This window comes from Kitasatospora sp. LaBMicrA B282 (assembly GCF_050325825.1).
Lineage (GTDB): Bacteria > Actinomycetota > Actinomycetes > Streptomycetales > Streptomycetaceae > Kitasatospora.
Genome location: NZ_JBNQTI010000091.1, coordinates 1 through 21,060, shown reverse-complemented (window position 1 = coordinate 21,060; position 21,060 = coordinate 1). Strand labels below are relative to the sequence as shown.

General features: G+C 74.0%; 17 protein-coding genes and 1 tRNA gene. 8 read left to right on the top strand and 10 right to left on the bottom strand.

Features of this window, described 5'->3' with window-relative positions; genetic code table 11:
• Positions 1 to 132: 132 nt before the first annotated feature.
• Positions 133 to 1,230, bottom strand: a complete 1,098-nt coding sequence (locus ACQRUO_RS23655; protein ID WP_428318037.1) for a DUF2637 domain-containing protein — start codon at positions 1,228 to 1,230, stop codon at positions 133 to 135.
• Between the two features lie 444 nt (positions 1,231 to 1,674).
• Between ACQRUO_RS23655 and ACQRUO_RS23650 the strand changes: the two genes are divergently transcribed.
• Positions 1,675 to 2,361 (top strand): TerD family protein, encoded by a 687-nt coding sequence (locus ACQRUO_RS23650; RefSeq protein WP_428318053.1) that lies wholly within the window; start codon positions 1,675 to 1,677, stop codon positions 2,359 to 2,361.
• A 25-nt stretch (positions 2,362 to 2,386) separates the two neighbouring features.
• Here ACQRUO_RS23650 and ACQRUO_RS23645 read toward each other — a convergent pair whose 3' ends face one another.
• Complete coding sequence (locus ACQRUO_RS23645; protein WP_428318036.1) at positions 2,387 to 3,406, bottom strand: TerD family protein; 1,020 nt, start codon at positions 3,404 to 3,406, stop codon at positions 2,387 to 2,389.
• 344 nt (positions 3,407 to 3,750) lie between these two features.
• Here ACQRUO_RS23645 and ACQRUO_RS23640 point away from each other — a divergent pair, with 344 nt between their 5' ends.
• Genes ACQRUO_RS23640 through ACQRUO_RS23630 form a run of 3 tightly spaced genes read left to right on the top strand, consistent with a single transcriptional unit; the run spans position 3,751 to position 8,475 of the window.
• Positions 3,751 to 5,025 (top strand): HpcH/HpaI aldolase/citrate lyase family protein, encoded by a 1,275-nt coding sequence (locus ACQRUO_RS23640; RefSeq protein WP_428318035.1) that lies wholly within the window; start codon positions 3,751 to 3,753, stop codon positions 5,023 to 5,025.
• Positions 5,015 to 7,585 carry a phosphoribosyltransferase gene (locus ACQRUO_RS23635; protein ID WP_428318034.1) on the top strand — a complete coding sequence of 857 codons (2,571 nt, stop codon included), beginning with the start codon at positions 5,015 to 5,017 and terminating at the stop codon, positions 7,583 to 7,585. The genes ACQRUO_RS23640 and ACQRUO_RS23635 overlap by 11 nt, the downstream gene beginning before the upstream one ends.
• A gap of 56 nt (positions 7,586 to 7,641) precedes the next feature.
• Positions 7,642 to 8,475: an HAD family hydrolase gene (locus ACQRUO_RS23630; protein WP_428318052.1), complete on the top strand. Its 834-nt coding sequence runs from the start codon at positions 7,642 to 7,644 to the stop codon at positions 8,473 to 8,475.
• A gap of 84 nt (positions 8,476 to 8,559) precedes the next feature.
• Here ACQRUO_RS23630 and ACQRUO_RS23625 read toward each other — a convergent pair whose 3' ends face one another.
• Positions 8,560 to 8,781 (bottom strand): FmdB family zinc ribbon protein, encoded by a 222-nt coding sequence (locus ACQRUO_RS23625; RefSeq protein ID WP_428318033.1) that lies wholly within the window; start codon positions 8,779 to 8,781, stop codon positions 8,560 to 8,562.
• A gap of 44 nt (positions 8,782 to 8,825) precedes the next feature.
• Positions 8,826 to 10,067, bottom strand: a complete 1,242-nt coding sequence (locus tag ACQRUO_RS23620) for a hypothetical protein (protein ID WP_428318032.1) — start codon at positions 10,065 to 10,067, stop codon at positions 8,826 to 8,828.
• A gap of 176 nt (positions 10,068 to 10,243) precedes the next feature.
• Here ACQRUO_RS23620 and ACQRUO_RS23615 point away from each other — a divergent pair.
• Positions 10,244 to 10,315 (top strand) — tRNA-Val (locus tag ACQRUO_RS23615).
• A gap of 298 nt (positions 10,316 to 10,613) precedes the next feature.
• Here ACQRUO_RS23615 and ACQRUO_RS23610 read toward each other — a convergent pair.
• Entirely contained in the window at positions 10,614 to 11,837 is a 1,224-nt protein-coding gene (locus tag ACQRUO_RS23610; protein ID WP_428318031.1) for a helix-turn-helix domain-containing protein, read from the bottom strand.
• Positions 11,818 to 12,132 (bottom strand): putative quinol monooxygenase, encoded by a 315-nt coding sequence (locus ACQRUO_RS23605; RefSeq protein ID WP_428318030.1) that lies wholly within the window; start codon positions 12,130 to 12,132, stop codon positions 11,818 to 11,820. The genes ACQRUO_RS23610 and ACQRUO_RS23605 overlap by 20 nt, the downstream gene beginning before the upstream one ends.
• Before the next feature lie 203 nt (positions 12,133 to 12,335).
• Here ACQRUO_RS23605 and ACQRUO_RS23600 point away from each other — a divergent pair, with 203 nt between their 5' ends.
• A complete protein-coding gene (locus ACQRUO_RS23600) occupies positions 12,336 to 13,130 on the top strand; it encodes an ATP-binding protein (RefSeq protein ID WP_428318029.1) in 795 nt (264 codons plus the stop codon).
• A 1,176-nt stretch (positions 13,131 to 14,306) separates the two neighbouring features.
• Complete coding sequence (locus ACQRUO_RS23595; protein ID WP_428318028.1) at positions 14,307 to 14,453, top strand: hypothetical protein; 147 nt, start codon at positions 14,307 to 14,309, stop codon at positions 14,451 to 14,453.
• A gap of 599 nt (positions 14,454 to 15,052) precedes the next feature.
• Here ACQRUO_RS23595 and ACQRUO_RS23590 read toward each other — a convergent pair.
• The 4 genes from ACQRUO_RS23590 to ACQRUO_RS23575 form a co-directional block, all read right to left on the bottom strand.
• Positions 15,053 to 15,796 (bottom strand): TetR/AcrR family transcriptional regulator, encoded by a 744-nt coding sequence (locus tag ACQRUO_RS23590; protein ID WP_428318027.1) that lies wholly within the window; start codon positions 15,794 to 15,796, stop codon positions 15,053 to 15,055.
• Positions 15,797 to 15,878: 82 nt separating this feature from the next.
• Positions 15,879 to 17,438 carry an MFS transporter gene (locus ACQRUO_RS23585; protein ID WP_428318026.1) on the bottom strand — a complete coding sequence of 520 codons (1,560 nt, stop codon included), beginning with the start codon at positions 17,436 to 17,438 and terminating at the stop codon, positions 15,879 to 15,881.
• A 213-nt stretch (positions 17,439 to 17,651) separates the two neighbouring features.
• Entirely contained in the window at positions 17,652 to 18,371 is a 720-nt protein-coding gene (locus tag ACQRUO_RS23580) for a DUF899 family protein (protein ID WP_428318025.1), read from the bottom strand.
• A gap of 158 nt (positions 18,372 to 18,529) precedes the next feature.
• On the bottom strand, positions 18,530 to 19,585 hold the full coding sequence (locus tag ACQRUO_RS23575) for a GntR family transcriptional regulator (RefSeq protein WP_428318024.1): 1,056 nt from the start codon (positions 19,583 to 19,585) through the stop codon (positions 18,530 to 18,532).
• A gap of 175 nt (positions 19,586 to 19,760) precedes the next feature.
• Between ACQRUO_RS23575 and ACQRUO_RS23570 the strand changes: the two genes are divergently transcribed.
• The coding region (locus ACQRUO_RS23570; protein WP_428318023.1) for an MFS transporter at positions 19,761 to 21,060 on the top strand (1,300 nt) is incomplete at its 3' end.

Below are 21,060 nucleotides of genomic sequence, written 5' to 3'. Positions count from 1 at the left end.
GGGGGGGGGGGAGGGGGGGGGGGGGGGTGGGGTAACAGAAAAACTAACCCCCCACGGCCGTGTGTGCCGGGCGGCGATCAGCCCAGGCCGATCAGTCGAGGCCGATCAGTCGAGGCCGATCGGCCGAGGCCGTCAGCCCAGGCGCTTCTCCATCGCGCGCAGCTTGCGCTCCAGCGAGTCGAAGGGGGAGTCCAGCTTCGGCAGCGCCAGGGTGTCGTCCTCGGTGGTCAGGTCGACGCTCTCCCGGGACCCCTTCTCGAAGAGGCTCTCGCCGCGGGTGCTGCTGCCGGTGCTGCGGCGCGGGGCGGCCGACAGGGCGGCCGGCTCCAGCGCGGACGGACCGACCTTGGCCATCGGGTCGGCCGACTCGGCTAGGGCAGGCTCCGTAGCGGTCTGGCCGTCGCCGGCGGTCAGTGCGGGCAGCTGGCGCCCGCCACGGCTACGGCCCAGCATGCTGCCGCGGGAGATCGCCTTCAGCTCGGCCCGCTCGCGCCGGTCGGCGGTGCGCGCCTGCAGCTTGGCGTCCTGCTTGGCCTGCCGCTCCTCGCGGACCTCCTCGACCGCCTCGTCCAGGCTGCGGACGTTCTCCAGCAGCATCAGCGACCAGGCCGCGTAGGTCTCCCGCGGGGCGCGCAGCCAGCGCACGATCCGGATCTGCGGCAGCGGGCGGGGAATCAGCCCCTGCTCGCGCAGCGCCGCGCGCCGGGTCTGCTTCAGTGCGCGGTCGAAGAGGATGGCCGCCGAGATCGACATGCCGGAGAAGAACTGCGGGGCACCGTCGTGGCCGCCGCCGCGCGGGGCGTGCACCCAGTTGAACCAGGCCGAGGCGACCGCGAAGACCCAGACCAGCAGGCGGGAGCCGAGCGCGGCGTCACCGTGGCTGGCCTCGCGCACCGCGAGCACCGAGCAGAACATGGCGGCGCCGTCCAGGCCGAACGGGACCAGGTACTCCCAGCCGTGCGAGAGACCCAGGTTCTGGGTGCCGAAGCCGACCAGACCGTGGAAGGAGAGCGCGGCGGCGACCCCGGCGCAGACGAAGAGCAACACGTACGAGGCGATCCCGTACAACGTCTCCTTGCGGCGGCGGCGCTCCTCGCTCCGCTCCCAGGAGTCCTCGTTCTTCGCCTCGGCCTTGACGCTCTTCACGCGCAGGGTGGCCACCAGGATGGCTATGAGCAGCAGGGCGGCGCCGCCGATGACGGCCCACACCAGCTGAGTGGAGGATGACATTGCGAGGTTGGCCTCTGCTTTCCGCGGTCGGGCGGGAGTGGACGGTCCCCTGCAACCGATGGTCGAGGATGCGACGGATGGTCAGGCGAGGGACACCAGTGCGGCTAGACGATATCGCGTCCGAGGCGGCCGCATGGTACGGGAGTCCGGTTCGCCCGACCATCCGCCGCGCGGGTGGTGCTGACCAGGCGTCCGACCGGACGGTGTCTCAGGCCCGGTGCTGGGTATGGACCGCAGTGCAGAATGGTGCGTCAGTGTGCGCACCTCACCGTGCGCACCCGGTGCGCGCCCGGTGGTGTGCGCACGTCCGGGGCCGCGGTGTGCGGGCCGGAGCGGGTCGGGGCAGGCGTCGCGCGGCGGCTGCCGAGGAGGCGTCAGAACGGCGCCGGGCTGGGGGCAATCGGTATGGCCACGATCTGGGAGTACCTGCGGGGCGAGCGGAACATGCCCGAGATGATGTCTTCCCAGGTGGGCAAGGTGACGCTGACCAAGTCGCGGCCGCAGTACGCGATCACCTCGGAAGGGCCGACCACCGGCACCCTCTTCGTCAACCTGCACTGGACCTCGCGACTGGTCTCCGGCTCGCAGGGCGCGCTGCGCCGCAAGCTGCTCCAGCCGCGGTTGCTGCGCCCGGCCGAGACCGAGGCCTCCCAGGGCGGCGCCGAGAACGTGGACCTCGACCTGGCCTGCATGTACGAGCTGACCGACGGCACCCGGGGCGTGGTGCAGCCGCTCGGCAAGTTCTTCGGCGACCTGCAGCACCCGCCGTACATCAAGCTCAGCGGCGACGACAAGTACGGGGCGCCGTCCGGCGAGACCATGTACATCAACATGGAGAAGAAGGACCAGTTCAAGCGGCTGCTGATCTTCGTCTACATCTACGACGGCACCCCGGCCTTCGACCAGACGCACGCCCAGATCCAGATCGTGCCGCCGTCCGGCCCGCGGCTGGAGATCAACCTGGACGAGCGTGCCGCGGCGGCCCGCTCCTGCGCGGTGGTGCTGATCGAGAACCGCGGCGGGCAGCTGATGGCCCGCCGCGAGGTGCGGTACGTGCACGGGTTCCAGTCGGACCTGGACCGGCTCTACGGCTTCGGGATGCAGTGGCAGCGGGGGTACAAGGAGGACTGACGGTCCGGTCGGGCCCTGCGGGTGCTCAGCGCGGCTGGAACTGCGGGCCCTGGGGCGGCAGCGCGAAGTCGGGGTCGAGCGGCGGCGCGGGCGGCTGCGGGGCGGCCGGCGGGTAGCCGTAGGCCTGCTGGGGGTAGCCGTAACCCTGCTGCTGCGGGTACCCGTAGCCGGGGGCGGGCTGCGGCTGCGGGGTCGGGTAGGCCGGCGGGGCGGCCGCGGCCGGGGGGTAGCCGTAGGTCGGGGCCGGCGCGGGCGGAACGGGTGCGGCCGGGGGAGCGGCCGGCGGTGGCGGGGTGGGCACCGTGGGCGGGGTGCTGGGGCGGGCCGGCGCCACGGTGGGCGGCTGGGCGGGCGGGGGCGGCGGCTGTGCGGGCGCCTGGGGGGCCTGGGGCTGCTGCTGGGGCGGGGTGAGGGTGTAGGTGCCGGGCTCCGCGGCGTGCGGGGAGGCCGGGGCGGTGGCGGGCGGCACCGGTACGGCGACCGACGGGCTCGCGGGCTCGTCGTCGACCGTGATCCCGAAGTCGGTGGCCAGCCCGCCGAGTCCGGAGGCGTAGCCCTGGCCGACCGCGCGCAGCTTCCAGCCGCCGTCGCGCCGGTAGAGCTCGGCGCAGACCAGGGCCGAGACCGCCTCGACGTCGTCCACCGGGAACTCGGCCAGCGGCTCGGCGCCGGCGGGCGCGGCCGCGTCGTACAGCAGCACGCGCAGCCGCGACACCGCGCGGAACCCGCCCTCCTCGGCGGAGCCGGCCAGCACCACCCGGTCGATGTCGAGCGGCAGCTTGGCCAGGTCCACCTCGATGGTGTCGACGACCTCCGCGCTGCCCGGCACCTTCTGCTTGGGCAGGTGCCGCACCACGCCCGAGGGGTGCCGCGGCTGGTTGTAGAAGACGAAGTCGGCGTCGGACCGGACCCGGCCGTGCGCGGTCAGCAGCAGGGCGGAGGCGTCCACGTCCGGCGCTCCCGGCACCGCGTGCCAGCGCAGCACGGCGCGGATCGCCGCCGCGGCCAGCGAGATGTTGGCGCCCTTCGCCATCACGTGCGTCATAACAGCCCATCCTGCCTGCTCGCCGTGGCTGCGGACAACGCGGGTGCAGCACTCCGGCAGCGGCCCTGGAACGGATCGCCGGGAAGTCGGCGGGCGGAGAATGACTGAAAACTTGCGTCATTGCGCAAGTAATTCGTGGGCTTAAATGTTCAGCGAATTCCATGCTCCGGTGGGTCACGGCGGAAAGGAATCGACCGTACGATGTCCGTCGAATCCGGAGTGAGCTGCGGTTTCGGCCGTGCTCCCGCCGGCTTCGCGGCGACGGGAAAAACCCGCGGGCCCGGCTTGGCCGGTCATGGCCCGCGGCCCCTCCGGCCTCGTCGGGACCTCTTGGAGAGTGCACTTTGCGCCATTTCGGCCAGCTCGGCGCGGACCAGCGTCGCCGGCTCTTCCACCGTGAACCGGCGCCGTTCGACCGCAGCGGACCCGCCCACCGGCTGGCCACCGCCCTGGGCGGCACCCTCTACCTGCCGGCCACCCGGCCCACCCTGGTCGCGGACGTCCGCAAGCAGGCGGCGCGCGGCGTGGTCTCGATGATCCTCTGCCTGGAGGACGCGATCGCCGACGCCGAGGTGGCGGCGGGGGCGGCCAACCTGGTCGCCGGGCTGCGCGAGCTCGCCCGCGGCGCCGGGGCGGCGGGGGCGGCGGAGCTGCCGCTGCTCTTCGTCCGGGTCCGGGCGCCGGAGCAGATCGGGGAACTGGTCCGGCGGCTCGGCGGTGCGGCGGCGCTGCTCAGCGGATTCGTGCTGCCCAAGTTCACCGCGCAGAACGGCGCGGCCTACCTGACGGCGCTCGCCACGGCCGAGCGCGCGTGCGGGCAGCGGCTGTTCGGGATGCCGGTGCTGGAGTCCCCGGAGCTGGCCCGGCTGGAGCAGCGGCAGGCCCAACTGCTGGGCGTGGCCGAGCTGCTGGCCGCCGCCCGGGAGCGGGTGCTGGCCGTCCGGCTCGGCGTCACCGACCTGTGCGCCGGCTACGGGCTGCGCCGGACCCCCGCGCTGACGGCCTACGACCTGGCCCCGGTGGCCGGGGTGATCGGCGATGTGGTCAACGTGCTCGGCCGGGCCGACGGGACCGGCTTCACGGTGACCGGTCCGGTGTGGGAGTACTTCGTGCGCGCCACCGACGGTGCCGATAGCGCCTACGCCACCGACGTTACCGAGGCCACCGACCGCGCCGACCGCGCCGAGCCGGCCGGGCTGCGCCGCGAGCTGGAACTCGACCGGGCCAACGGGCTGCTCGGCAAGACCTGCATCCACCCCAGCCAGGTGCCGGTGGTGCACGCGAGCTCGGTGGTCTCGCACGAGGAGTACCGCGATGCGTGCGTGGTGCTGGAGGGGGCCGGCGGGGTCGTGGGGTCGGTGTACCGGAACAAGATGAACGAGGCCAAACCGCACCGGGCTTGGGCGGAGCGGGTGCTCCGGCGGGCCGAGGCGTTCGGGGTGGCCCGGCCGGGGGTGGGGTTCGCGGAGCTCTTCGCGGCGGCGGGGATTGTGGGGGCTGTGGGGGTTCCGGGTGCGGGTGCGGGTGCGGGTGCGGGTGCGGGCGCGGGTGTGGGCGTGGGGGCTGGTGCGGGCGTGGGTGCGGTGCGGCGGGACGGGGAGCTGAGCGGTGCGCGGTGACGGGGTGGGGAACGGCGAGTCGGGGGCGGGCGCGGTGCTGGGGACGGGGCGGTGGGTCGGGGAGCGGCTGGGGATCCGGGTGCGCGGGGAGGCCGAGCTGGGCGGGATGCTCGGGCTGGCCGTGCGCGACAACCCGAAGCGGGCCCAGCTGCTGGTCTCCTCGGTGCTCGGCAAGCACGTGCCGCAGCTGCCGTCGGTGGTCCACGGGACCGGCCGCCGGTTGGGTGCGGCGGTGCGCGCGCGGCTCGCGGTGGTGGGCGGGGCGGTGCCCGGCGGTTCGGTGGCGGGCGGCTCGGACGTGGGCGGCTCGGATGTGGACGGCTCGGTGGTGGTGCTCGGTTACGCCGAGACCGCCACCGCCCTCGGCCAGTGCGTCGCCGACGAACTCGCCGCGCCCTACCTGCACTCCACCCGCCGTCCGTTGGCCGGCCTGCCGCCGCTGGCCGGCTTCGCCGAGGAGCACTCGCACGCCGCCGCGCACCTGCTGCTGCCCGCCGACCCCGAACTCCTCGCCGCGGCCCGGACCGTGGTCCTGGTCGACGACGAACTGTCCACCGGCAGAACGGCGTTGAACACCATCGCGGTGCTGCACCGACAGCACCCGCGACCGCGGTACCTGATCGCCGCCCTGGTCGACCTGCGGGACGCCGCCGACCGGGAGCAACTGGTGGCGTCGGCCGCCGCGTTGGGCACCTCGATCGAGGTGGTCGTACTGGCCCGGGGCCGGGTGGAGCTGCCGCCGGGGAGCCGGGAGCGGGCGCAGCAGCTGGTGGCCCGGCTGCGGAGCGGCCTCGCCGCCGGTGCCATGGATGCTGGTGTCGGGGACGCCGCTGCCGTGGACGCCGCTGCCGTGGATGGTGGTGTCGGGGACGGCGGTGCGGTCGGTGGTGGGGAGGCGAGGGCGGAGCTGGTCAGGCTCGCGCTGCCCTGGCCGTCCGGGGTGCCGGAGAGCGGGCGGCACGGGTGCACCCCCGCGCAGCTGGCCCGGCTGGCGGCGGCGCTGCCCGAGCTGGGCCGGCGGCTGGCCAAGGAGCTGGCCGGCGGCGAGCGGCGGGTGCTGGTGCTTGGCTGCGAGGAGCTGATGTACGCGCCGCTGCGGCTGGCCGAGGCGCTGGAACGGGAGGTGGCGCCGGTCGAGGTCCGGTTCTCCAGCACCACCCGCTCGCCGGTGCTCGCGGTGGACGACCCCGGCTACCCGATCCGGACCCGGCTGGTCTTCGCCGCGCACGGCACCCCCGAGGAGGGGGCCGGGGAGCGGTACGCCTACAACGTGGCCCCCGGGCGGAGTGCCGGGGCGCGGTTCGACGCGATCGTGCTGGTGGTGGACGCCGCCGCCGACACGCCCGCCCTGCACGCCGGGGACGGGCTGCTCGCCCGGCTGCGCACGGTGACCGACCGGGTGGTGCTCGCCGTGCTGCCGGTGCACCGGCCGGTCGCGGCCCGCCCGCTGCACGGCCCGGAGTTCTCCAGCTACCGGGCACAGGAGGTGAGTTGGCTGCTCACCGACCTGTCGCCGGTGGCCCTGGAGGCGCCCACCGAGGAGCGCGAGGCGGCCGTCCAGTCGGGTGGCGCGCACTACGCCGAGTCGCTGCCGGTCGAGTACCAGCCGAGCCCCGACTACCAGGAACTCTTCCACCGCGCGCTGCGCGACTCGGCGCGGCGGATCGCGCTGGCCGTCGGCACCGTCGCCGAGACCCTGCTCCGCGAGCGCGGCCCCGACCTGGTGCTCGCCTCGCTGGCCCGGGCCGGTACCCCGGTCGGCATCCTGGTCCGCCGCTGGCTGGCCGCCGAGCACCGGATCGAGGTTCCGCACTACGCGCTCTCCATCATCCGCGGGCGCGGCGTCGACCAGGTCGCGCTGCGCTATCTGACGGAGCGTCATGATCCGTCGCAGGTCGTCTTCGTGGACGGCTGGACCGGCAAGGGGGCGATCGCCCGCGAGCTGGCCGCCGCGCTGGCCGGCACCCCGTTCGACCCCGAGCTCGCGGTGCTCGCCGACCCGGGCGGCTGCGTGCGGACCTTCGGCACCCGGGAGGACTTCCTGATCCCGTCCGCCTGCCTCAACTCCACGGTCTCCGGCCTGGTGTCGCGCACCGTGCTGCGCGCCGACCTGATCGGCCCGGAGGACTTCCACGGCGCCAAGTACTACCGGGAGCTGGCCGGCGCGGACGTCTCCACCGCCTTCCTGGACATCGTGGCCGACCACTTCCCGGCGGTCCGCGCGGCGGTGGCCGCGGCGGAGCCCCTGACGCCGGCCGAGCGCCGGCCGACCTGGGCCGGCTGGGCGGCGGTGGAGCGGATCAGCGCCGAGTACGGGATCGGTGAGGTCAACCTGGTCAAACCCGGGATCGGCGAGACCACCCGGGTGCTGCTGCGCCGGGTGCCCTGGCGGGTGCTGGCCCGGCGCGGGAGCGGGGCCGAGCTGGACCACGTCCGGTTGCTGGCCGCGCAGCGCGGGGTGCCGGTGGAGGAGGTGGCGGAACTGCCGTACGCATGTGTCGGCCTGATCCACCCGCGGTACACCAAGGGTGCCACCGGCGCCTCGGGGCGCTCGCTGTGAGGCAGCACCGGGCGGGTGAGGCAGCACCGGGCGCCGCGGGAGGGACGACGGACGTGATCGTGGCCAGTGACCTGGACCAGACGCTGATCTACTCCCAGCGGTCCGCCGAGCTGCCCTCCGACTCGCCCGCCCGGCTGCGGCTGGTGGAGCGGGACGACCAGGGCCAGCCGCTCTCCTACCTGACCGAGCGGGCGGCCGGGCTGCTCGCCGAACTGGCCGCGGCCGCGGTCTTCGTCCCGGTCACCACCCGGACGGTCGCCCAGTACCGCCGGGTCCGGCTGCCGGGAGCGGCCGGGGCGCCGGCCTTCGCCGTCTGCGCCAACGGCGGGCGGCTGCTGGTGGACGGGCGCCCGGACCCGGACTGGGACGCCGCCGTGGCCGCCCGACTGGCCGCCGCCGGCGCCCCGCTGGCCGAGGTGGCCGACCGGCTGTCCCGGTCCGTAGACCCCGACTGGCTGCTCAGGCGGCGGGTGGCCGAGGACCTGTTCTGCTACCTGGTGGTGGACCGCGCCGGGCTGCCGGAGGGCTGGCTCGCCGAGCTGACCGCCTGGTGCGCGGACCGGGGCTGGGGCGTCTCGCTCCAGGGCCGCAAGGTCTACGCGGTGCCGCGGGCGCTCACCAAGAGCGCGGCGGTCGCCGAGGTGGCCCGCCGGGTGGGCGGCGACCCGGCCGTGCTGGCTGCCGGGGACGCGCTGCTCGACGCCGACCTGCTGCTGGCGGCCGACCGCGGCTGGCGCCCCGGGCACGGCGAACTCGCGGAGCGGGGGTGGACCGGCCCGCGGGTCACGGCGCTGACGCGGCGCGGGGCGCTGGCGGGGGAGGAGATCCTGGCGGAGCTGCTGGCGGGGGCGCGGGGCGGGGTGACGCGTGCGGGGCGCGGGGCGGGGTGACGCGTGCGGGGTGACCTGCGACAGAGCAGGTCACCCTTCGTCGTGGGCCCCAGCCCTCCGGTAGGTCCCCGCATCCCTCCCGGGTCAGCCGCAGCAGCCCCCGCCGCAGCACCCGCCACCGCCGCCACCGGCCGGCGGCTGCGGGGCCGAGCCGCCGCTCGCGCCGGTGACGGCGACCGTGGAGAGCAGCTTCACGGTGTCGGTGTGACCCTGCGGGCAGACGGCCGGGTCGTTGGCCTGGGCCATGGCGCGGCGCAGTTCGAAGGTCGCGCCGCAGGAGCGGCAGCGGAAGTCGTAGCGTGGCATGTTCGCAGGGTACCCGTTCCGCTCCGCCCGGTCCCGGCCCGCGATCAGGGCGATCCGTGGCCCGCCCGGATCAGCCCGACCACCTCGGCGGCGGTCTGCCGCACCCCGTCCAGCTCGGTCAGGAAGTGCCAGTAGTCCGGGTGCGCCCCGGCCGCCGCCAACCCCTCGACCGCCCGGTCCAGCCGGCCGACCGCCGCGTCCAGCGGCCCGGCGTGCCGCGGATCCGGGACCTGCCGGCCGGCCATCGCCAGCCGCTGCGCGTCCCGGAGCGCGAACCGGGCCCGCTGGACCTCCGCCTGCGGGTCCCGTGCCGCCTCGTCGAGCCGCCGCAGCCGCTCGGCCACCGCCGCCACCGACCCGTCCGCGGTCTCCAGCAGCGCCCGGACCGTCCCCAGCGCCGCCGTGGCGTCCGCCCAGCGCTGCTCGTCCCGGGCCCGCCCCGCCTCCGCCAGCCGCGCGTCCGCCGCCCGGCCGGCCTCCGCGAGCTGCCGCGGCACGTGCTGCAGGTCCTGCCAGCACCCGGCGGAGAACCGGCGGCGCAGCTCGCTCAGCGTGGGCTCGACCGCCGTCGCCCGGGTCGCCAGCGCCTCGATCCGGGTCCGCAGACTGGCCACCCGGCGGTCGATCTCCCGCGCCCGCTCCGGCAGTTGCGCAGCCTCCTCGCGGATCCCCGCGGCCAGCCGCGCCACCCGCTCGGCCCGCTCCAGGGTGTCCGCCACCCCGTGGCGGGCGGCACCCTCGTTCAGCCGGGTCAGCTCCGGCCCCAGCTCGGCCAGCCGTGCCGCCGGCTCGTCCGCCCGCAGCCCGGCCGCCCGGGCCGCGTCCAGCGCACCACTGGCCCCCAGCAGCGCCTGCCTGGCGGCCTCCACCGCCGGAGCGACCCGCACCAACTGCTGCTCCGCGCGCTGCACCAGCGGCTGCAGCCGGCTCAGGAACCCGGTCAGCTCCGCCTGCTTGGCCAGCAACTCCCGCCGCGCCTGCTCCAACCGCTGCCGCGCCTGGGCAGCCGCCCCCGCCGCCAGCTCGACGGCCTCCAGGTCCACCGCGTCCAGCGCGTCCAGGTAGGCCACCGTGACCTGGTTGATCCGCGCCTTCAGGTCCTGGTACTCGGCCAGCGCCCGCCGCTCCGCCGGCCCGTCCCCGACGGCCCGCACCGCGGCCACCGCCAGCTCCAGCTCACGCTGCGCCGAGTCGAGCTCGTAGAACGCCTCCTGCGCCGCATCCCGGGCAGCCACCGCCTCGGCCCGGTGCGCCTCCGCCCCGCGCCGCCACCGCCCCCCGCTCACCGCGTGCCACCCGCCCTCACTCGCGCGCTCCCTGCTCCGCCGACCCGACCCCTCATTCTCCCCGATCACCCCCACCCCCACCCGCGACCCCCCACCACCCTGCACAGCACCACACCCCGGACCGGGTACTCTTACTCTCCACCGCGTGCACCCCCCTCCCGGGCCCCACGCGGCCGGGGCGCGTAGCTCAGTGGTAGAGCGCTGCTCTTACAAAGCAGATGTCGGCGGTTCGAAACCGTCCGCGCCCACCGACGGGAAGGGCCGGTTCGGAGGAGTGATCCTCGCGAACCGGCCCTTCGTCGTGGTCGCCGCGTGTTCTGCGGACGGCCTCACCCATGCGGTCGGCGATGGTGCGGTCCCGGTCGCTGGTCATGTGCTGGTAGATCAGCGCGGCGCGGGTGCTGCTGTGGCCCATGCGGGTCATCGGCTCACGGGTGCTCCCCGTTCTGGGACGCCAGGGTGTTCCCGGTGTGCCGTAGGTCGTGGAAGTGCGTTTCCTGGCTCACCCCGCCGACGGTCCGGCTACCTAGTACTTTTGGTGCCAGCTCATACTTCCAGTACGCCCAACCCGCGGGCCAGGTCCCGGAGCTGATCGGACGTCGGCCCGCTCATGGTCAGCAGGTCGGTGACGAGCTGCTTGACCATCGGCATGGCACGGAACATCTCCGGCGAGAGCCCCTGGGCCGTCATGAGCTCGGCCACCGCGTCGTCCAACTGGCGACGCTGGGCGTAGGCCCTGGCCACGTCGATGTGGAAACGCGTCTGACGCTCCGTCGACAGCACCGACGGATCGACAGTGCCGGCTGCCCGCAGGGCGATACCGGCGTCGCCGAGGTCGACCGCCACGGAGACCTCGTGCAGGCCGACGTTGGTCGGCCCGAACTCGGTGTTGTAGTCGTTGCGTCCCGCGCCCACCGTGGTGGCCATCTCGCGTGCCTCGCGCAGGTACTCGTAGGCCTGCTCGGCCTGGTTCGCGCGAGCGGCGGCGACCGCGCGTTGCAGGGTCAGCGCGCCACGCATCGCGACGGCCTCCACCTGGCCGGACTCCGCGAGTGGGCGGAGCGCGTCGGCAGCGCTGCCGGAGGCCTGGGCGGCCTGCTCGAAGTGGCGGGCGCCGAGGAAGACGATCGACAGCCGGAACTCGCCGGCCGCCATCAGCAGGGGATCGCCCGCCCGCTCGGCGGCGACCACGGACCGGTCGATGGCGATCCAGGCCGCCTCCGGCTCGCCCATGTTCGACAGGGCGGCGCTGCACGCGTGGTACATCCGCGCCAACAGGCGGAACAGGTCGGCCCGTTGGTTCTCCGGGACGGAACGGGCGGCCGACTCAAGTGCGGGCACCAGGTCTTCGAGGACCTCGGCCAGGTCGGCGTAGCCGCCGGCGTGCGCGAGCGACCAGGCCCGCTCCACCTCGGCCCGCAGGGCTTCCACGTCGGGCGCGGCGTGCGGCCCGAGGATCGCCTTGAGCGAGTGCGCCGCACTGAGGACCAGCCGCAGCCGGCTCGCCCCGGGCGCCTCCCTCTCGGCCGCCGCGGCGACGATCGGCGCCTCCGACGCCAGCTCGGCCACGGGGATGTCCAGGACCTCCGCGACCTTCTCCAGGACGGTCATCCGGTCGATCCGCCGGACGCCCCGCTCCACCTGGGACACCCAGGCCTCCGAGCGGTCGAGGAGCCGGGCAAACTCCTTCTGCGAGAGCCCACGGCGCTTGCGGTGGAAGGCGATCTTCTTCCCGAGCGCCTTGGCGTACTCAGTGCTCAACGTCGACACCCTTGGCGGACACAAGGTCGAGCCAGTCGACCTCGGTGGCGGCGAGGTACTGCTCGCGCTCGGCGAGGAAGACCTTCACGTACTCCTTCGACTCGTGCTCATCGAAGGCGGCACGGTCCCGGTAGAGCTCGTAGAAGATCCGCTCCAGCGGCCGGCCGTCAACTCGGTGGACCGCGTAGACCACCGTCCCGGGCTCGTTGGTCCGGATCAGTTCGCCGGTCCGGGCCGCCAGGTCATCGAACGCGGCTGCCGCCGACTCGTCCTTGCAGGTGAAGCGCACCACCAGTCCGAACATGCTTCTTCCTCCCTCGGTAGCGAACTCGAGCAGCGGTCCCCGTCGCCGCACCAGCTAACCGTACGAAAAGTGCGAACCCGTATTGTTGCTAGCCGTATCTTGAGTACGGTGCTAGTACTAAATGTACTGCCCGACGACTCCCGGCAACAGTGCCCCGGTCAGCCAGGGCGGAACAGAGCAGGTCAACGCCGCAGAGGAGCGCCATGACCACTCACCGACGCACGTTCGCCGGCCACCCCCGGGAGCTCAGCACGGTACGGGGCTGGATCCGGAAGCTTCTGAACGACCACCCCCGCGCCGACGAGGCCCAACTGATCGTCAGCGAGCTCAGCACCAACGCCGTGCAGCACACCGAGAGCGGCCGCCAGGCGCGCACCTTCGAGGTCGCCCTCGTGCTGGCGGCCTGGGGGATCACCATCACGGTCACCGACGCAGGCACCAGCGCCAGCTCCCCGCGGGTGCAGCACTCCGGGGTTGACAGCATCCGCGGCCGGGGCCTGGACATCGTGGCCGCACTCGCCGACCGCTTCACGATCGCCGGCGACCGCCGGGGCCGGGCGATCACCACGGAACTGTTGCTCCCGCAGCAGCGGATCCCGGCGGGCAGCGAGGGGGCGCCCGTCATCGCCGAGCGCGGATACCGCTGCGAGTACTGGGTGCCGAGCCTGATCGGCCCGCAGCTGGTGAACGTCTTCAACACGGCCAGTGCCGAGGGGGCGATCCGCTGGGTGCGGCGCTCCGTCAAGGTCTACGTCCTGAGGACCGAGGCCACGGACTCCGTCCGGTTGTGCGAGTGGACGGAGGCCGGCAAGGCGGCGGCCCTCCACGACCTCCGCAACGGACTCCCGTGCACCATCACCACGGGCCAGGCCGACCAGTACCGCGAGTGGTCGGCCCGACCGGTCAACCTGCTGCCGCTGCTGCCGCCCCCGGGCAAGCCGGTCGTCACCTACTGGCCCATCTGCTCAAGGGCCCACCGCCGCAGCGAGCTTGAGTAACAACTTTCTCTACGGGTTCAAGGCGCCGCGCATCCGCGCGGCGGGGGGGGGGGGGGGGGGGGGGGGGGGGGGGGGGGGGGGGGGGGGGGGGGGGGGGGGGGGGGGGGGGGGGGGGGGGGGGGGGGGGGGGGGGGGGGGGGGGGGGGGGGGGGATACCCCCCCCCCCCCCCCCCCCCCCCCCCCCCCCCCCCCCCCCCCCCCCCCCCCCCCCCCCCCCCCCCCCCCCCCCCCCCCCCCCCCCCCCCCCCCCCCCCCGGCCCCGCCGTCCGCTCGCCGTCCGCTCCTGTCTCCGCCCCGCTACCGGCGGCGGCCGGCGGGCCCGCGGGGGATTCAGCTCAGAACGAGGCCCGCCGTGGCTGGGGCGGGCGGCTCCACGGTTTTACCCACCTGTCAGGACCGGGCCCCGCACCGAGCAAGACCGGGGGGCCACTCGGCCAAACTGCGGTCAGGCCCAAAAGCCCTGACCGAGTCGCAGCAGCTTACGGCCCCCCGATCATGGCCTACGTACCGTCTCGCTCTCTGTCATTAGAGGCACTGCCAGATCACCTCCTGGGGCGTGCCGCCGTCGCGCTGACTTGAGCCGGCGCTGGCGGGCAAACGGCACGCACCGTGGGACCCAGGCCGCACAAGACACCTGCCAGGACGCTCCGCCACTCGCTAACTGCACGACCCTCGCGCACGCCGGCTCCCCAACAGCAGAGTCTCGTGTCTGGCCCTGACCAGCTAGGACGTCGGTGTGAGCGCCCCTATCGCACCCATCACGTGCAGCAGGAGGTCGCAAGCATGCGAGATTCAGCCAACCAAGGGCACCAGGAATGTCGTGAAGTCACGACACTTCCTTGCCCTTGTTCTTCTCACGTGAGAAGCAGTCAGGTGCGCATATGTGCAGCCCCGCAGCTCAGCAGCAGATGCCTCTGCGTCCTCTTCCTGCGGCGCTCGAACTGCACGACGGTCTTGCATGTGTCCTGTTCAGAGCGACTGCTAAGCAGCCTGGCCAGAAAGGCAGTTAGCTTCTAGTCCGACGGCGAGATCGCCGTGCAAGACGCCCGCCCAGCTGCCCGGCTGGAGACCACAGCAGCATGGACGGGCGCGACGTACCCCATCTCAGGAGGCACATCCATGAGTCTTTCTCCTTTCCCTGGCCCTGTGTCAACCCCAGCTCCCCAGATCTGGCCAGTGGCCGTGATCGTCATCGTGGTCGTGCTGCGGGTGCCGGTCGACATCCTGCCGGCGGCCCTTTCGGCGGTGGCCGGAATCGTGGCGCTCATGCTCGGCGGGCGTCAGGTGGCGGCCGGGTGGGCGCCGGGAGCTGCGCGCAGCTGAGTGTCTATCTGCGCGACAACGGTCCCGGACCACGGCGGACCGTTCGCGCAGGTCACCAGCTCGCTGAGCCCCGATCGCCCGGTCCCCCGAGTTGCTTCGGGACGAAGGAGCCGCTGCACCCGCGACTGCGCGGTACGGTGCACACCATGTCCTCCGCTGAGAACCGCCCGCGGTGCCCTGAGTGCGGTCAGCTGTTGAGGCTGGGATCGTTTGCACTCGGCCGCCGCGAGGAGGACGGGCAGCGGGTCTGCCGAGGAGTGTGGGGTTGCGACCAAGGGCACGTCTGGTGGAAGTGGTCGGACCGGCCGGCCGATCCGCTGGAAGTCGGCCTGTACCCCCAGTTCTTCTAGGCCTGGCACCGTGCCAGATCGAGTGGCATGCGGCGGTCGATCACGGCGCCTACAAGGCAAGGGTTCAGGCGCGGCCCCAGGTGGTAGACGCGCAGGTCAGCCAGGGTCCCCCGCGCCAAGCCTTACAAAGCGAACGTCGGCGGTTCGACCCCGTCCGCGCCCACTGACGCGAAGGGCCGGTTCGGAGGAGCGATCCTCGCGAGCCGGCCCTTCGCCGTGGTTGCCGTGGTCCCCGTGGCCGGACGCGGGTCAGGGGGTGGCCGGGATGGCGGTGTCGATGCCGGCCAGGGCGAGGTCGAGGCCCTGGGTGAAGCGGCGGTCGCGGGCGGCGGGGGAGTTGGTGCCGTCCTTGTCGATGCGTTCGGCCTGTTCGACGAAGCGGGCGTCGGCCTGTTCGACGATGTTGTAGACGACCTTGTAGAACTCCTCCTCGGACAGCCCGGAGGCGCGGACCCGGCGGAGCCACTGGGTTTCGAGGACCGCGAAGCCGTAGGCGTACTCGAAGATCAGGCCGAGGGCGGCGCCGGCGTGGTCGGCGGGTAGGCCGCTGCGGGTGATGGCGCCGATGGCGCTGGTGGTGAAGAGGAGGGAGTTGGGGCCGAGGGCCAGGTAGCGGCCCGCCAGTTCGGTGGCCCAGGGGTGCTCCTGGAAGCAGCGGCGGTACTCGTGGGCGAGGGCGCGCAGGTGGCGGCGCCAGTCGCCGTGGTCCTCGAGGGGGGTGATCCGGATCCGGCCGATCGCCTCGTCCAGGGCGAGTTCGAGGAGTTCGTCCTTGTTGTCGACGTACCAGTAGACCGACATCGGGGTGACGTCGAGTTGGGCGGCGAGCTTGCGCATCGAGAAGGCCTGCACGCCGTCCGTGTCGAGCAGGGCCACGGTGGCGGCCACGATCCGTTCCCGGCTCAGGCCGGTGGGGGCGGCGCCGCGCCTGCGGGTCGTCTTGGGCGGCTTCACCCAGATGCTGACCGCGGGGTCGCGGGGCTGCTCGGCCATGTCCTGTCCTTGCCTCTGGGCCAATGCGGCACGCGCTGCACGACCGCCGGTGGGCGGCCGTGCAGCGATGGTACGGGGCGGATCAGCCGGCCTGGGTGGCAGGCTCGGCGGGCTGCGGTGCCTGGGGCAGCGCGGCGGACGGGCGGCTGAGCAGCCAGGCGGCGAGGAAGCCGCCGAGCAGCACGGCCGCGGAGCCGATCAGCTGGCTGTGGGTCAGGCTGTCGGCGAAGGCGCCGGCGACCTGGTGGGCGTGGTCGGGGCCGGCGGCGGCCAGCGCGTCCGGCAGTGAGCGGGACGCGCCGTGCGGCAGGCCGGCCGGCAGTGCGCCGGCGAAACCGGCGGTGAGCACCGCGCCGAGCACCGCGACGCCGAGCGAGTTGCCCAGTTCGCTGAGCGTGCCGAGCAGGCCGGCGCCGACGCCGGCCTTCTCCGGCGGGATGGAACTCATCATCGAGCCGGCCATCGCGGGCTGCGCCACGGCCACGCCGGCGCCCATCAGCACCAGGCCGAGCAGGATGCCCGGGTAGGAGCCGTGCCGGCCGAGCAGGGCGATCGCGGCCAGGCCGGCGGCGAGCATGGTCAGGCCGGCGGCGATGGCGGTGGGCGGCTTGAGGCCGAGCTTCATGGTCAGCCGCATGCCGAAGCCGGTCAGGTTGAGCAGCACCACGGTCAGGGCCATGGGTGCGGTGCGCAGGCCGGCGGAGAGTGGCCCGTAGCCGAGCACGAACTGCAGGTGCTCGGTGAGCAGGAAGAGCGAGCCGCCCAGGCCGAAGCTGACCAGCACGCCGCCGGAGATGGCGCCGCGGAACCTGGCGTTGCGGAAGAAGCCCATGTCGAGCAGCGGGTGTTCGATCCGGCGCTCCCAGAGGGCGAAGAGCAGCAGGAAGAGCACGCCGAGGCCGCCGGAGAGCAGGGTGCTGCCCGCGGTCCAGCCGTTGCCGGGGCCCTGGATGACCGCGTAGACCAGGCCGACCAGGCCGCAGGTGGAGAGCACCGCGCCGAGCAGGTCGGGCCGGTCGCCGCGCGGGTCCTTGGACTCGGGGACCAGGCGGGCCACCGCGGCCAGGCCGAGGGCGGCGACCGGCAGGTTGACCAGGAAGACCGAGCCCCACCAGAACCGGTTGAGCAGCAGGCCGCCGATCACCGGGCCGAGCGCGAAGCCGAGCGAGGCGATGGCGCTCCAGACCGCGATCGCCTTGGGCTGCTCGTCGGGCTGGAAGACGCGGACCACGATGGCCAGGCTGGTGGCCATCAGCAGGCTGCCGCCGACGCCCATGCCGGCCCGGGCGGCGATCAGCTCGCCGGGGCTGCCGGCCAGCATGGCGCCGAGCGAGCCGACGCCGAACAGGCCGAGGCCGATCAGCTGGACCCGCTTGCGCCCGTACCGGTCGGCCAGGCCGCCGGCGGCGATCAGCAGCCCCGCCTGGGCGAGCGAGTAGGCGCCGATCACCCACTGGGTCTGCGAGGTGGTGGCGCCCAGCTCCTTGGTGAGGGAGGGGATGGCGACGTTGAGGATGGTGTTGTCCAGCACCACGACGAGCTGCGCCAGGCAGATCACGGCGAGGATCACCCAGCGGTCGGGCCGGCGTTCGGGGGCCGGCTGCTGCTGGTCGGTGCCGGGTTTGGAGTCGGTGTGTGACATGAGAGGTGTGCCCCCGCCTTCGCGCCGCTGGGTGCGGCCGTTTCGTTGTCCGTCGTTGTTCTACGCCGTATAAGACTTGTACAGCGTAGAGGAGAGGCGGGCGGGGGCCAACTGTTTTTACGGCGCGGGCGGCTGGAAGAACCGAATGCCATCAGAAGGCTACGGTGAGTGACCATCGTGGGTGTGAGGTGGCCCGCGACCGGCCGGAGGCCGTCAGTAGTCCAGCGAGGGGTACCAGTCGCCCCGGCCCGCGGGGGTCAGGTCGAGCAGGTGCCAGACCGGCGACAGCAGGTCGATGCCGCGCTGGTTGACCTCCTCGGACATGGTCGGCCGGACGGAGTAGCGGTGCCGGACCGTCCCGTCCGCCTCCCGGGTGAAGACCGAGACGGTCGAGTCCTGGTTGCCCTGCTCGTCCTCGCTGCCCAGGTCGTACTTGAAGGTGTTGGCGCCGCAGCTGAGCAGCCGCAGCCGGTCCCAGCCGCGCCGCCGCGCGTGCGCCCGCAGCTGCGCCGGGTCGGCGGCGGCCACCACGGCGAAGTCGGCGTTGCGGAGCAGGTGGTGGGCGATGCCGTTGAAGCCGTCCAGCCACATGGTGCACATCGGGCACGGGCTCTGCTGCCGCTTGCCGTACATGAACTGGTAGATCACCAGGGCCCGGTCGGGGCCGGTGAAGAGCTCGCCGAGCCGGACCGGGCGGACCGGGTCGTCGCCCTGGTCCAGCCAGGGCGGGCCCTCCAGGAAGGTGTAGTCCTCGACCGCCGCGCCGGGCGGCAGCTCCCGTCGCCGCTGCGCGACCCGTTCCCGCTGCTGCATCAACTCCAGTTCGGCGAGGCGCAGTTCCTCGCGGGCCGCGGCGTACTCGGGGGACTCGTCGGCGAGGCGGGTGCCGTAGGGGGCGAAGAACGGGGTGGGGGAGTTCGGGGAGGGGGTCATGGCGCCGGTCCTCGGGGCTCGGGAGCGGGGAGGTTCCCGGCCAGCCTCGGGCGGCCGGCGGGGCCCGGCAACCGGTCCGCCGCCGCGCGGGTGAGCGGGGGCGCAGGCGTGCTCACGGGCGGCCGGAGCGGCCCCGGGGGCGGGCGGCGGGGCCGGGCTCAGTCCGCGAAGTAGACCGCGAGGCCGTCGAGCAGCCGCTCCAGGACGAACTCGAAGAGGTGGTCCAGGTCCAGCTCGAAGTCGTCGGCGCCGGCGGACTGGTCGAACTCGACCATCAGCTCCCCGAAGAGCGGGAACCGGCCGGTGCCGAGGACGGCGACCAGCGCCTGCTCCTGCGAGGCCATCCACTCCTCGCTGGTCAGATCCCGGTCACGCGACTGGAGTTCGAGGTTGACGGCGAGCCCGCGGACCACGGCGAACATCATGATGTGGAAGTAGAGCCGGGTGGCGGGCGGCAGCCCGTACGGCTCGATCGAGCCGAGCACGTACTCCCCGTGCCGCAGCGCGCCGGGCAGCGGGACCGGGCGGGTCAGCGAGATGCAGCTCGCCAGCCACGGGTGCCGGCGGTAGAGCGACCACTGGAGGCGGGCCAGCGCGGCCAGCCGGGGGCGCCAGCCGGTCAGCTCGGCCGGCGGCAGCGGCTCGCTGCCGAGCACCGCGTCGGCCATCAGGTCGACCAGCTCCTCCTTGTTCGCCACGTGCCGGTACAGCGCCATCGGGGCGGCGCCGAGCCGGGCGGCGACCCCGCGCATGGTGAGGGTGGTCAGGTCCTCCTCGTCGGCGAGCGCGATGGCGGCCTGGACGATTCGCTCGCGGGTCAGGCCGGGTGCGGGTGCGGGTGCGGGCGCGGCCTCGGCGGCGGCGTGCGGCTCGCGCCGCCGGGCTGGGGTGGGGGCTGGGACGGGGGCCGTAGGCGCAGGAGCGGGAGCAGGGGCGGGCGCCGTCGGGTCGGGCGCGCCTGCCGGCGGGGACTCGAGCGGCAGCTCCGGCAGCCGGGCGGCGACCGCCGTGCCCACGCCGGGCCGGGACTCGACCAGCCCCTGCCGGCGCAGCGCGCCCAGCACCTTGGTCGCGGTCGCCATCGCCACGCCCCACTCCTGGGTGATCCGGCGGGTCGACGGCACCGGGTCGCCGGGGCGCAGCTCGCCCGAGACGATCCGGGCGCGCAGTTCGGCGGCGATCCGCAGGTAGGGCGGCTGCTCGGCGGGGGGCATGGGGCGGCTCCTGCTCGGCGGGTGCGGGCGTTCCGGTCAGTGTACTAGTGCGGGTGCCAGTCTGGTCGGTCAAACCCCCTTGCCTGTCGAGCCGCACTAGGCGTACCTTGTACGCGCAGACTCCGGCGTACGAGGTACGCCCGGCTTCGTTCAGCTCTGTCACGGGGAGATCCGGATGAACACCCTGCACCGCCCATGGCTCGCACTTGCCGTGCTGCTGCTCCCACTGCTCCTGGTGTCGATGGACGTCTCGGTGCTCTACTTCGCCGTCCCGTTCATCAGCCGGGACCTGCGCCCGAGCAGCACCCAGCAGCTGTGGATCTTCGACATCTACGGCTTCGTGCTGGCCGGCCTGCTGATCACGATGGGCGCGCTCGGCGACCGGATCGGTCGCCGCCGGCTGCTGCTGACCGGCGCGCTCGGCTTCGGCGCCGCCTCCACCCTGGCCGCCTACGCCGGCTCCGCCGCCGAGTTGATCGCCGCCCGCGCGGTGCTCGGTGTCGCCGGTGCCACCCTGATGCCCGCCACCCTCGGCCTGATCCGCAGCCTCTTCCCCGACGAGCGCGAGCGCGCCAAGGCGATCGGGCTGTGGACGGCCGTCACCAGCGGCGGCATCGCGGTCGGGCCGGTGCTCAGCGGGATCCTGCTGGAGCACTTCTGGTGGGGCTCGGTCTTCCTGATCAACCTGCCGGCGATGGTGCTGCTGCTGGCGCTCGGCCCGGTGCTGCTGCCGGAGACCCCGCGGCTGCGCACCGGCCGCTTCGACCTGCCGAGCGCGCTGCTCTCGCTGGCCGCGATCCTGCCGCTGATCTACGGCGTCAAGGAGACGGCCCGCACCGGCCCGCACCCGCTGCCGCTGGGTGCGCTGCTGCTCGGGCTGCTGGTCGGCGCGGTCTTCGTGCGCCGGCAGCGGCGTCACCCCGACGCCCTGGTCGACCCGGCGCTGGCCGGCAACCGGGGGTTCGCCGGGGCGGTGGGGCTGACCATGCTGGCGATGTTCGGCCTGGTCGGGATGGCGGTCTTCGTCACCCAGTACCTGCAACTGGTGCTCGGCCAGAGCACCTTGCGCGCCGCGCTGTGGAGCGTGCTGCCCACGCTGGCGGTCGGCGCCGTGGCGCCGGCGGCGATCGCGCTGGCCCGCCGCTGCGGTCGGGCCCCGGTGGTGGCCGGCGGGTTCGCGCTGATGGCGGTCGGCTTCGCGGGGCTGGCGCTGGTCACCCAGCGGACGCCGCTCTGGGTGCTGCTGGCGGCCGCCACCTGCTACGCGGTCGGGTCGATCGGGGTGATGTCGCAGGCCAGTGAGGTGGTGCTGGCCGCCGCGCCGGTCGAGCGGGCGGGTAGCGCGGCCAGTCTGCTGGAGTCCGGTACCGAGCTGGGCGGTGCGCTCGGGATGGCGCTGCTCGGCAGCCTCGGCGCCGCGCTCTACCGGGGACGGATGCACGGTGCCCTGCCGGCCGCGCTGCCCGCCGGGGCGG